Source organism: Dactylosporangium darangshiense (assembly GCF_039537565.1).
Lineage (GTDB): Bacteria > Actinomycetota > Actinomycetes > Mycobacteriales > Micromonosporaceae > Dactylosporangium > Dactylosporangium darangshiense.
In genome coordinates, this window is the sequence record NZ_BAABAT010000019.1 from 203,251 (window position 1) to 215,013 (window position 11,763).

The window sequence follows — 11,763 nt, forward strand, 5'->3', positions numbered from 1 at the left end:
AAACGCTACGTTGCGTTCGCAGAGTGTGCAACATACTCGTTGCGCAAGGCAGGCATAAGCGCAGTTCAGATGCCGAATATCGTTGCAACACTTGAAAATCAACGCAACGCTCAGGGCGCCGCTCGTTGCATCGAGATGAGGGTGAACGCTATGGCGATGCCGGTTGAGTGGCGCATCGCGGGGTTCGAGCGGGCCGAGGAGCCCGTCGTCGGGGCGGTCACCAAGTTCGGTGGGCAGCCGCACTGGATCGGGGAGCCGCAGTGGCCGGTCAGCGCCGGCTGGGGCACGCCCATGCGGTTCGTCGCGCAGATCGACCTGCGGTTGGTCGGCGGCGAAGGGCTCGCGTACGTGTTCGTGACGCACGGCGAGCACGGGCGCGACGTCGAGGACTTCGACCCCGACGTGATCTATCCCGACGGGGGAGAGAACGCCGTCATCGTCCAGCCGGGCGGTGACTACGGCGGGGAGGTGCGCGACCTGCGCGAAGGGCCCACGCTCTACGACCCGGACGGGTCGGCCGCCGAGTACACCGTCGAGCTCGTCCTCGGTGCGCAGCCCGAGGACGATGCGATCGGCGGGGCGGCGCCACCGCCGCACAAGGACGGGGGAGCGTGGCGAGGGCTGTTGCGGCTCGCCACGAACTGGACCCCGTTCTATCTGAACCTCGGTGCGGCGCCGCTCGCGTTCGCGCTGTTGTCCGCCGACGGGCGGCGCGGGCAGTTCCTGGTCGAGGACTCCTAGACCTCCAGCGCGGTCGCCAGCTCGTCGCGGAAGGTGCGCTCGGCGGGAGTGACCTGATCGCCGCCGAGGCCCAGGACGCCGCCGGTGCGAGCCGCGCCGACGACCTCGTCGGCCAGGGTGACGAGCCAGAAGCGGTACGCCTCGGCGTCGGCCGGTGCGGCCTTCCCGGCCAGCAGCTCGTTCGCCGAGCGGGCCCGGGTGATGACGTCGGCCAGGCCGGCTTCGCGGTCCGGGAACTCGATGACCGGGGGCTCGTCGCCGTGGGTGACGTCGCCCTGGCGCGCGACGACCTCGTCCGCGACCTTCGCCACGAGCGGGCTGGACGAGCCGCGGCCGTCGGCGATGGTCGTCATGCCGGCCGTCCACTCCTCGCGCGTGCGCCGGCTGCCGTCGGCCTCGGCCTGGGACGCGGCGATCAGGACGGACTGGGGGAGGCCGACGAGCAGGCCCCACTCTTCGTCGGTGTACTTCGGCTCCGTATCCACGAGGCACAGGGTAACCACGCGATCAGTCCGGTAAACCGATGGGCACACCTGCGCGTCGATTGGATGTGATGGCCGACGCCGCAGCCGCGGCATGGGACGGTGGGCCGGTGCAGGTTGCGACCCCCGATGAACCGGCGCGCGACGAGAACGCCCGGGGCTGGAGCGCCGACGACGCGATCGGCGCGCTGTTCGCCGCGCACTACCGCGGGCTGGTGCGCCTCGCGGTACTGCTGCTGCACGACTCCGGGCTGGCCGAGGACGTGGTCCAGGACGCGTACGTCGCCCTGCACCGCCGCTGGTGGCGGCTGCGCGACGCGGACAAGGCGCTGCCATACCTGCGCACGAGCGTGGTCAACGGCGCCCGCTCGGCGCTGCGCAAGCGCGGGGTGGCCGAGCGCCACCTCGCCCGGGAGGAGGCACAGTTGCAGGTGGTGGCGAGCGCGGAGACGGGCGCGCTGAGCCTGCTCGCACACCGTGAGGTCCTGGATGCGGTACGCCGCCTGCCGACCCGCCAGCGCGAGGCGATCGTCCTGCGGTACTACGGCGAGCTGTCCGAGGCCGAGATAGCCGACGCCATGGGGGTCAGCCGCGGCGCCGTCAAGAGTCACGCGGCCCGCGGCATGGCGGCGCTGCGTCAGAGCCTGGAGCGGACGCTATGACGCCACAGGGAGCCACGCCCGAGGAGCGGCTGCGCGCGGCGCTGCGGGCCCGGGCGGACGAGGTCGAGACGTCGCCGGACGCCCTGCCCCGGATCCGGATGCGCACGGCCCGGGCGCGGCGGCGCGGCGGCTGGGCGATGATCGGCGCCGTGGCGGCGGTCGCGACCGCGATCGCGGCGGGCGTGGTGGTGTTCAATGACAACCGCTCCGACCGTCCGCCGACGCCCGCCACGAGCAGCACCGTCGTTCCCGACACGTCCGCGGTGCCAAGCACCAGCGTCGGGCCCGGCGCCAGGCCGGTCAACCTGCCCGTGTACTTCGCCCGCGACGGGCGCCTGTACCGGGAGTTCCGGCCCGCGACGCTCGCCGAGGACACCGACCGCGGCCGCATCCGCGCCGCCGTCGAGATGTCGCTGCAGGGCCGCGCCGCCGACCCGGACTACCGCACCCTGTGGCCCGCCGGCGTCACCGTGCGCGGGATCGGCATCGACGGCGCGACGGTCACCGTCGACCTCGGCGACGTCGGCTCCGGGCCGGCGGACGACGGGCCGGCCGCGCTCGCCGTGCAGCAGCTGGTGTACACGGTCTCGGCCGTCTCGACGTACACCTCCATCAGGAAGAGCGACGGCGTGCGCATCCTCGTCGACGGCGCGCCGGTGGCGCGGCTGTGGGGCAGCGCCGACACCGCCGGGGTGCTGCACCAGGCCCCGATGCTCGACGTGCAGGCCCCGGTCTGGGTGATCGAGCCGGCGCAGGGCGCGCAGGTCGGCAAGAGCTTCACGGTGTACCTCGCCGGGATCGTCTGGGAGGGCACGGTCAACCTGCGCATCCGCGGCGACGGAGGTCGCGTGGTGTACGAGAAGGTCGTGCAGCTCAGCGTCGGTGCGCCGGCGCTCGGCGAGGCGCGGGTCCCGGTGACGCTGCCGCCCGGGCGGTACACGGTGGAGTCCTTCTACATCTCGCCGAAGGACAGCAGCGTCCAGTGGGTCGACGACCACGAGTTCTCGGTGGGGTGAGCCGCGCCACGCCTGTCATCAATCGGATTCCGTTTCGGGCGCAAGGCCTGCGAGAATTCGTGCCCGTGAAGACCTTCGACGAGCTGTTCGCCGAGCTGAGCGCCAAGGCGGCGGCCGGCACACCCGGATCCGGCACCGTCGCGGCGCTGGAGAAGGGCGTGCATTTCATCGGCAAGAAGGTCGTCGAGGAGGCCGCCGAGAGCTGGATGGCGGCCGAGCACGAGGGCCGGGAGCGCACCGCCGAGGAGCTTTCGCAGCTGCTGTACCAGGTGCAGTGCCTGATGCTGGCGACAGGGCTGTCGCTGGAGGACGTCTACCGACATCTGTAGGTCGGTCGCCGCCCCTGCCACATCCCCGTCACCCGTCTGGAGACCAGCTCACATGCTTCGCATCGCCGTGCCCAACAAGGGCACCCTCGCCCAGCCCGCCGCCACGATGCTGCAGGAGGCCGGCTACCGGCAGCGTTCGGACCCGAAGGACCTGCTCTGCCGCGACGAGCCCAACGGCGTCGAGTTCTTCTACCTGCGCCCGCGCGACATCGCCACCTACGTCGGCTCCGGCGACCTCGACCTGGGCATCACCGGCCGTGACCTGCTCATCGACGCGGGCAGCCCGGCCGTGGAGGTGCTCGACCTCAACTTCGGCCGCGCCACGTTCCGCTTCGCCGCGGTGCCCGGCTCCGTCAAGGGCTCCGCGCCGTCGGACCTCGAGGGGCTGCGGGTCGCCACCGCCTACCCCGGCGTCATGGAGCGCTACTTCGCCGAGCACGGCGTGACCGCCGAGGTCATCCGGCTCGACGGCGCCGTGGAGAACGCGATCCGCCTCGGCGTGGCCGACGTCATCGCCGACGTGGTGGAGACCGGCAAGACGCTGCGCCAGGCCGGCCTGGACACGATCGGCGAGCCCATCCTCACGTCCTCGGCGGTGCTGATCCGCCGGGAGGGCGAGGAGCTGCCCAACGGGGTGCCGCAGCTGCTGCGCCGCCTGCAGGGCGTGCTCGTCGCCCGGCAGTACGTCATGCTCGCCTACGACGTGCGGGCCGACTCGCTCGACGCGGCCGTCGCGCTGACCCCCGGCATCGAGTCGCCGACCATCTCCCCGCTGCACCGCGAGGGCTGGGTCGCCGTGCAGGCGATGGTGCCACAGGCCGACGTGCACCGGATCATGGACGAGCTCTACGACGTGGGCGCCCGCGCCATCCTGGTGACCGGAATCCACGCCTGCCGGCTGTAGTGGCAGACTAGGGCCGTGAGCAGCACCCCTACGCCCGTGACGGCACGGCCCCAGCGGGCCCGCTTCATCGCTTACGTCCTGGCCTTCGTCGTCGTCGTGGTCTTCACGCTCATCGCGTTCGGCCTGCACGGCAAGACCGGCGACGGGCCTGGGTACTTCCAGCGCGGCGACCAGGCGGCGATGATCGGCCTCGGCCTGTGCGCCGCCGCCGGCATCCTGCTGATGACCCGGCCCCGGGTCGAGGCCGACGAGCAGGGCGTGCGGGTGCGCAACATCATCGGCAGCTACGACCTGCCCTGGGACGTGGTGCGCGGGGTCACCTTCGGCCGCGGCGCGCCCTGGCTCACCCTCGACCTGCACGACGACGAGCGCGTGGCGGTCATGGCGGTGCAGATGTCCGACAAGGACTACGCCGTCAAGGCCGCCCGCGCCCTTCGGGCCCTGCACACGGCGAGCTTGACACCGACCGTGGTAGAGTAGCCAGCGTCGACCGCATCCCGACCCAACCGGGGTGTCCGAAGCGGGGCCGCAAGGTCCCCACCCGCGCAGCTTTCAGGCGGCCGGGTCCGGTCCGATCGATCCGCAGCGTCTGCTGTGGTCCGGTCGAAGCGGCCCTCGCCTGCGCGTTTGCGCGGCGGGGTTTTTTGCGTTGCCGGAAATTTCGGACTTGCGGGATGCGTTGACCGCAGGAGTTGAAACACCTATCGAGGAGGCCACATCAGCGTCGAGCCACGCGTCAACGAACAGATCCGGGCACGTGAGGTCCGGCTGGTCGGCCCGGAGGGTGAGCAGGTGGGCATCGTCCCGCTCGAGCGCGCACTCCAGCTGGCCGCCGACGTGGACCTGGACCTGGTCGAAGTTGCGCCCATGGCACGCCCGCCCGTTTGCAAGCTCATGGACTTCGGCAAGTTCAAGTACGAGAGCGCGCTCAAGGCCCGGGAAGCCCGGCGTAACCAGCAGCAGACCGTCATCAAGGAGATGAAGCTCCGCCCGAAGATCGATCCGCACGACTACGAGACCAAGAAGGGTCACGTAGTGCGGTTCCTGAAGGCGGGCGACAAGGTCAAGGTAACGATCATGTTCCGTGGCCGCGAGCAGAGCCGCCCGGAGCTTGGTTTCCGGCTGCTGCGCAAGCTCTCGGAGGAGATCTCGGAGCTGGGCTTCGTCGAGGCCGCGCCCAAGCAGGACGGCCGTAACATGATCATGGTCTTGGCACCGCACCGCAACGTGAAGGCCGCGGCCACGCAGAGCCGCGAAACCAAGGCGGACGGCGCACCGGGCCCGGAGGGCGAACCAGTCGCCGAGCTGCCCGAGGTCGTCACCGCCGACCAGGCGTAACAGCACCGTCATATCAACCAGCCGCGTCGTGCGGGCGGGCCCCGCACAACGCGGAGTTCCCGGCTGCGCGCCGGAGCGCCGAGGCACCCTACCGGTCCTGAAGAACTGGCGGGGTGCCGGTGCACCCGATGAATGAAGGGCAACACAAGCATGCCGAAGTTCAAACCGCACTCCGGGATGAAGAAGCGCGTGAAGATCACCGGTCGCGGCAAGATCCTCAGCGAGCCGGCGGGTAAGCGGCACCTGCTCGAGGTCAAGTCCAGCCGGCGCACCCGCCGCCTCAGCGGCAACGTCGAGCTCGGGCACTCGGAGTCCCGCAAGGTCAACAAGCTCCTCGGCCGATAACAGCGGCGCTTCTCCCCCCGACCTTTTCGACTTTCGACCGGCCCACGGCCCCGGGCCGGTCTCGCATGAGGAGTTAGAACCGTGGCACGCGTGAAGCGGGCAGTGAATGCCCAGAAGAAGCGCCGCACCGTCCTGGAGACCGCCAGCGGTTATCGCGGGCAGCGCTCGCGGCTGTACCGCAAGGCCAAGGAGCAGGTGCTGCACTCGATGCAGTACGCCTACCGCGACCGTCGCGACCGCAAGGGTGACTTCCGCCAGCTGTGGATCACCCGCATCAACGCCGCGGCCCGCGCGAACGGCATGACCTACAACCGCCTCATCCAGGGCCTGCGCCTCGCCGGCGTCGAGGTCGACCGCAAGATCCTCGCCGAGCTCGCTGTCAGCGACTCGAAGGCGTTCAGCGGCCTGGTCCAGGTGGCGAAGACGGCCGTTGCCGCCGCAGTCTGACGCACAGCAGTCGCGACCCGGGGTGTTCACCGTTCGAACGCCCCGGGTCGTCGCCGCCCGGCGCCTGCATCGCCGCCGGGACCGCGACGAGACCGGCCGCTTCCTGGCCGAGGGCCCGCAGGCCGTCCGCGAGGCGCTGCGCACCGGCGTCGTCACCGAGCTCTTCGCCACCGCCGAGGCCGCCCGCCGCTATCCCGAGCTGGCCCAGGACGCCTCCCTCGTCGACGACAGCGCCATGCAGGCCCTCGCCGACACCATGCAGCCCCAGGGCCTCGTCGCCGTGTGCCGCCAGCGGGACGTCCCGCTCGCCACGGTCCTTTCGGGCGGACCCCGGCTGATCGCCGTCTGCGTCGACATCCGCGACCCCGGCAACGCCGGCACCGTCCTGCGCACCGCCGACGCGGCGGGCGCCACCGCCGTGATCTTCGCCGGCGACGCCGTCGACCCGTACAACGGCAAGGCCGTGCGCTCCTCCGCCGGCAGCCTCTTCCACGTCTCCGTGGTGCGCGCCCGCGACACCGCCGGTACCGTTGCCGCCCTGCGCGCCGCCGGCGTCCAGGTGCTCGCCGCCGACGGATACGGCGACAGTGACCTGTTCGACCTCGACGAAGCCCTTTCAATGCCCACCGCCTGGCTGTTCGGCTCCGAGGCGCACGGGCTGCCCAAGGACCTCGACGCCGACCGCCGCGTCCGGGTGCCGCTGTACGGGGGCGCCGAGAGCCTGAATCTGGCTGCGGCCGCGGCAGTATGCTTGTACAGTTCCGCGAAAGCGATGAGGGGTGCGTGATGACGCTGTTTATGCAGCCCGCCGGTGACGGTGGGCGGACAGGGCAGCGCGTTCTCTAGCGGCACCCCCTGACACCTTCCCACGGCCGGCGGGCGGACCTCACTACACTGTCCGAGGCCAATCTCCCGTGGGAAGAGTCCGATGACCTACCGCAATGATCCGTACGATCCGAAGCAGCCGGCCCTGCTCGACCAGACCGCGCTCGACGACGCGGTGGCCGGGGCCGACAAGGCGTTCGCCGGTGCCGGCGACCTCGATGCGCTCGCCGCGCTGAAGCACCAGCACCTCGGCGACAAGGCGCCCGTGTCCCTCGCCCGCCGCGAGATCGGCTCGCTGCCGCCGGCCGCCAAGGCCGACGCCGGCAAGCGCGTCAACCTCGCCCGCGTGGCGATCCAGTCCGCGTTCGACGCCCGCCTCGCGGCGCTCACCGCCGAGCGCGAGGAGCGTGTCCTGGTCCAGGAGACGGTCGACGTCACGCTGCCGACCGGGCGGCGCCCGGCCGGGGCGCAGCACCCGCTGACCAAGATCATGGAGCGGGTCGGCGACCTGTTCGTGAGCATGGGCTACGAGGTCGCCGAGGGGCCCGAGGTCGAGTGGGAGTGGTACAACTTCGACGCCCTCAACATGCACCCGGACCACCCGGCGCGCTCGATGATGGACACGTTCTTCGTCGCCGCTGGTTCCGACGGCGCCGGCGCGCACCGCGAGGAGGACTCGCGCATCGTGCTGCGCACCCACACCTCGCCGGTGCAGGCGCGCACGATGACGACCCGCCGGCCGCCGATCTACATCGTCTGCCCCGGCCGGGCGTACCGCACCGACGAGCTCGACGCGACCCACACCCCGGTGTTCCACCAGGTCGAGGGCCTCGTCGTCGACAAGGGCATCACGATGGGCCACCTCAAGGGCACCCTCGACAAGTTCGTTAAGGGCATGTTCGGCGAGCAGGCCCGGACCCGGCTCCGCCCGTCGTACTTCCCGTTCGTCGAGCCCGGCGCCGAGATCGACCTGTGGTTCCCGCAGCACCGCGACGGCCCGCGCTGGGTCGAGTGGGGCGGCTGCGGCATGGTCAACCCGCGGGTGCTGCGCGCGTGCGGGATCGACCCGGAGGAGTACTCCGGCTTCGCGTTCGGCATGGGCATCGAGCGGGCGCTGATGTTCCGCAACGAGGCGCCGGACATGCGCGACATGGTGGAGGGCGACGTGCGGTACGCGCGGGCGTTCGGATGGGAGGCCTGAGGTGCGCGTTTCGCTTTCGTGGCTGCGCGAGCACGTCGACCTGCCGGCCGACCTGGACGGCGACGGGCTGGAGAAGGCCCTCGTCAAGGTCGGCCTGGAGGTCGAGGAGCTGCTCGACGCCGGCGCCAGCGTCACCGGGCCGCTCGTCGTCGGCCGCGTCGAGAACATCGAGGAGCTGCAGGGGCTGAAGAAGCCCATCCGGTACTGCCTCGTCGACGTCGGCGGCGAGCAGCCCCAGGGCATCATCTGCGGCGCGCGCAACTTCGCCGAGGGCGACCTCGTCGTGGTGGCGCTGCCCGGCGCGGTCCTGCCCGGCGGGTTCGCCATCTCCGCACGCAAGACCTACGGCCACGTCTCCAACGGCATGATCTGCTCGGGCCAGGAGCTCGGCATCAGCGACGACCACGACGGGATCATCGTCCTGCCGCCGGACAGCTCGAAGCCGGGCGACGAGGCGCGGCCGATCGTCGGGCTCGACGACGTCGTGGTCGAGATCAACATCACCCCCGACCGCGGGTACTGCTTCTCGGTGCGCGGCATCGCCCGCGAGCTGTCGCACTCCCTCGGCGGCGCCTACCGCGACCCGGTCGCGGCGGTGCTCCCCCTGGAGGGTGACGGGTCGGAGGCCTACCCGATCGAGGTCCTCGACAGCGTCGCCTGCGACCGGTTCACCGCCGTCGCCGTGCGCGGCGTCGACCCGGCCGCGGCCACCCCGGCCTGGATCAAGGCCCGCCTGGCCACGGCCGGCATCCGGTCCATCTCGCTGCCCGTCGACATCACCAACTACGTGATGATCGAGATGGGCCAGCCGATGCACGCCTGGGACCTCGGCCGGCTCACCGGCCCGCTGGTCGTGCGCCGCGCCAAGGCCGGGGAGAAGCTCACCACGCTCGACGGCGTCAACCGGGTCCTCGACCCCGAGGACATCGTCATCACCGACGGCACCGGCGTGGTCTCGCTCGCCGCGGTCATGGGCGGCACCACCACCGAGGTCGCGCCGGACACGGTCGACGTGCTGTTCGAGGCCGCGCACTGGGACCCGCGCTCGGTCGCGCGCACGATCCGCCGGCACAAGCTGCCCAGCGAGGCCGGCAAGCGCTACGAGCGCGGCGTCGACCCGCAGATCACCGCGGCGGCGTGCGCCCGCGCGGCCGCCCTGCTCGCCGAGTACGGCGGCGGCACCGTGTCCACCGGCGTCACCGACGTCTACGCGGTGGTGCCGCCGGCGTCGATCACGATGTCGGTGCGCCGCCCGTCGGAGCTGGCCGGGGTCGACTACACGCCGGAGCGGGTGCTGGAGATCCTCGCGATGATCGGCACCCAGGTCGTGGCCGTGAATGACCGGCTCACCGTCACCCCGCCGAGCTGGCGGCACGACCTCAACGACCCGGCCGACCTCGCCGAGGAGGTGCTGCGCCTCGACGGGTACGACCGGATCCCCAGCGTCCTGCCGGTCGCGCCGCCCGGGCGGGGGCTCACCGCGACCCAGCGCCGCCGGCGCACGGTCGGGCGGGCGCTCGCCGACGCGGGCTACGTCGAGACGCTGAGCTACCCGTTCGTCGGCGCGCACACGCTCGAGGCGCTGCGCATCCCCGAGGACGACCCGCGCCGCGACATGGTGCTGCTGCGCAACCCGATCTCCGACGAGGAGCCCGGGCTGCGCACCACGCTGCTGCCGCCGCTGCTCGCGGCGCTGCGGCGCAACCTCGGCCGCGGCCACCGCGACGTCGCGCTGTTCGAGATCGCGCCGGTCATCCTGCCCGGCGGGCCGGTGCCGGTCGCGCCGGCGGCCGGCATCGACGGGCCGCCCAGCGAGGCGGACCTGGCCGCGATCGACGAGCTGCTGCCGCACCAGCCGTGGCACGTCGCCGCGGTCATCGCCGGCGACGCCGAGCCGGCCGGCTGGTGGGGCGCCGGGCGCGCGGCCGACTGGGCCGACGCGGTCGAGGCGGCCCGGACCGTCGCCGCGGCGGCCGGCGCCGAGCTGACCGTCCGCGCCGCGACGCAGGCGCCGTGGCACCCGGGGCGCTGCGCCGCGCTGGTCGTCGGCGACACCGTCGTCGGGCACGCGGGCGAGCTGCACCCGGCGGTCTGCGCCGACCTGGACCTGCCCCGGCGCACCGTGGCCATGGAGCTGGACCTCGACGCGCTGCCGATCCCCGGCGTGTGGATCGCGCCGCGGCTGTCGAGCTTCCCGACGGCGCTGATCGACGTCGCGCTCGTCGTCGACGCGGCCACCCCGGCCGGCGACGTCGAGGCCGCGCTCGCCGAGGGCGCGGGGGAGCTGCTCGAGTCGGTGCGGCTGTTCGACGTGTACTCCGGTGCGCAGCTCGGCGAGGGGCGCAAGTCCCTGGCGTACAAGCTCACGTTCCGCGCCGCGGACCGCACGCTGACCGGCGAGGAGGCGCTCGCCGCGCGCGACGCCGCCGTGTCGGTCGCGGCCGAGCGCTTCGGGGCGGTGCTGCGCGGCGCGTGATCGCGCCGTGACCAGAGCATCGACGGCGGTCACATGCTTGGGATGTGGCCGCCGTCACGTGCATCCGATATCGGACTCAGTGTGGCCTGTGCGATCGGGCCGGTGCGGAGCGGAGATGGTACCGTCACGGCGCCGAGCCCAACTTTCCGCGCAGCTCGCGGCGTCGTATGAGGGTCGGCCCGCGTCATGACGCCGGATCCGATCACGATCTTCCTGAAGGGGTAGCGCGTGTCAGACGTCAGTGCATCGGCGGGGTTCACCACCGACGTCGTGGTGATCGGCGGTTGCGGCCGGGTGGGGCTCCCACTCGGCATCGCCCTGGCCTCCCGTGGGCTGCAGGTGACCCTGTACGACATCAACGAGGCCGCCGTCGCCGTGGTCAACAGCGGCACGCTGCCGTTCGACGAGGAGGGCGCCGCCGAGCCGCTCGCCCGCGCGGTGGCCGAGGGGCGGCTCAAGGCCAGCACCGACCCGGCCTCGGTGGCCGAGGCCGAGAACCTCGTCGTCATCGTGGGCACCCCGGTCGACGAGCACCTCAACCCGAACATCGCGGCGGTGCCGAAGGCGATCGAGCGCTGCGCGGAGTACCTGCGCGACGGCCAGCTCATCGTCCTGCGCAGCACCGTTCACCCGGGGGTGACCGCGCTCACCGAGAAGCTCATCAAGAAGCTGGGGGTGAACGCCGACGTCGCCTTCTGCCCGGAGCGCATCGCCGAGGGCAAGGCGATGACGGAGCTGTTCGAGCTGCCGCAGATCGTCGCCGCACGCACGCCGGAGGCGGCCGAGCGCGCCGAGAAGCTCTTCCGCAACCTCGCCAGCCAGATCGTCATCCTCGAGCCGGAGGAGGCGGAGCTGGCCAAGCTCTTCACGAACACCTGGCGGTACATCAAGTTCGCCGCGGCGAACCAGTTCTGGATGATGTCCAACGACTTCGGTCTGGACTTCGAGCGGATCCGGCACGCGATCCGATTCCAGTACCCGCGGGCCACGGACATGC

The 11,763-nt window shown here is 71.9% G+C and carries 14 protein-coding genes; 13 read left to right on the top strand and 1 reads right to left on the bottom strand.

The window, feature by feature from the left end; all coding sequences use genetic code 11:
* Positions 1-150 precede the first annotated feature (150 nt).
* Positions 151-741, top strand: a complete 591-nt coding sequence (locus ABD901_RS30945) for a DUF1963 domain-containing protein (RefSeq protein ID WP_345131935.1) — start codon at positions 151-153, stop codon at positions 739-741.
* On the opposite strand, the gene ABD901_RS30950 is transcribed toward ABD901_RS30945, so the two are convergent.
* Positions 738-1,226 carry a hypothetical protein gene (locus ABD901_RS30950; protein WP_345131937.1) on the bottom strand — a complete coding sequence of 163 codons (489 nt, stop codon included), beginning with the start codon at positions 1,224-1,226 and terminating at the stop codon, positions 738-740. The genes ABD901_RS30945 and ABD901_RS30950 overlap by 4 nt on opposite strands.
* 107 nt (positions 1,227-1,333) lie before the next feature.
* Here ABD901_RS30950 and ABD901_RS30955 point away from each other — a divergent pair, with 107 nt between their 5' ends.
* From ABD901_RS30955 to ABD901_RS31010, 12 genes are all read left to right on the top strand, one after another.
* Entirely contained in the window at positions 1,334-1,885 is a 552-nt protein-coding gene (locus tag ABD901_RS30955; RefSeq protein ID WP_345131939.1) for a SigE family RNA polymerase sigma factor, read from the top strand.
* Positions 1,882-2,901, top strand: a complete 1,020-nt coding sequence (locus tag ABD901_RS30960; RefSeq protein ID WP_345131941.1) for a GerMN domain-containing protein — start codon at positions 1,882-1,884, stop codon at positions 2,899-2,901. The genes ABD901_RS30955 and ABD901_RS30960 overlap by 4 nt, the downstream gene beginning before the upstream one ends.
* A gap of 65 nt (positions 2,902-2,966) precedes the next feature.
* Positions 2,967-3,230, top strand: coding sequence for a phosphoribosyl-ATP diphosphatase (locus ABD901_RS30965; RefSeq protein ID WP_380139083.1), 264 nt, complete (start codon positions 2,967-2,969; stop codon positions 3,228-3,230).
* A 52-nt stretch (positions 3,231-3,282) separates the two neighbouring features.
* Complete coding sequence (hisG, locus tag ABD901_RS30970; RefSeq protein WP_345131943.1) at positions 3,283-4,134, top strand: ATP phosphoribosyltransferase; 852 nt, start codon at positions 3,283-3,285, stop codon at positions 4,132-4,134.
* 15 nt (positions 4,135-4,149) lie between these two features.
* Entirely contained in the window at positions 4,150-4,614 is a 465-nt protein-coding gene (locus ABD901_RS30975; protein WP_345131945.1) for a PH domain-containing protein, read from the top strand.
* 237 nt (positions 4,615-4,851) lie between these two features.
* Entirely contained in the window at positions 4,852-5,472 is a 621-nt protein-coding gene (gene infC / locus ABD901_RS30980) for a translation initiation factor IF-3 (RefSeq protein WP_345131987.1), read from the top strand.
* A 150-nt stretch (positions 5,473-5,622) separates the two neighbouring features.
* Positions 5,623-5,817: a 50S ribosomal protein L35 gene (rpmI, locus tag ABD901_RS30985; RefSeq protein WP_345131947.1), complete on the top strand. Its 195-nt coding sequence runs from the start codon at positions 5,623-5,625 to the stop codon at positions 5,815-5,817.
* An 81-nt stretch (positions 5,818-5,898) separates the two neighbouring features.
* The gene (rplT, locus tag ABD901_RS30990; RefSeq protein WP_345131949.1) at positions 5,899-6,264 is read left to right on the top strand and encodes a 50S ribosomal protein L20; all 366 of its coding nucleotides are present in this window, start codon (positions 5,899-5,901) and stop codon (positions 6,262-6,264) included.
* Between the two features lie 22 nt (positions 6,265-6,286).
* Entirely contained in the window at positions 6,287-7,051 is a 765-nt protein-coding gene (locus ABD901_RS30995; protein WP_345131951.1) for a TrmH family RNA methyltransferase, read from the top strand.
* A 141-nt stretch (positions 7,052-7,192) separates the two neighbouring features.
* Positions 7,193-8,290: a phenylalanine--tRNA ligase subunit alpha gene (pheS, locus tag ABD901_RS31000; protein WP_345131953.1), complete on the top strand. Its 1,098-nt coding sequence runs from the start codon at positions 7,193-7,195 to the stop codon at positions 8,288-8,290.
* Position 8,291: 1 nt separating this feature from the next.
* Complete coding sequence (gene pheT, locus ABD901_RS31005; protein WP_345131954.1) at positions 8,292-10,766, top strand: phenylalanine--tRNA ligase subunit beta; 2,475 nt, start codon at positions 8,292-8,294, stop codon at positions 10,764-10,766.
* A 228-nt stretch (positions 10,767-10,994) separates the two neighbouring features.
* On the top strand, positions 10,995-11,763 hold a 769-nt coding region (locus ABD901_RS31010; protein WP_345131955.1), incomplete at its 3' end, for a nucleotide sugar dehydrogenase.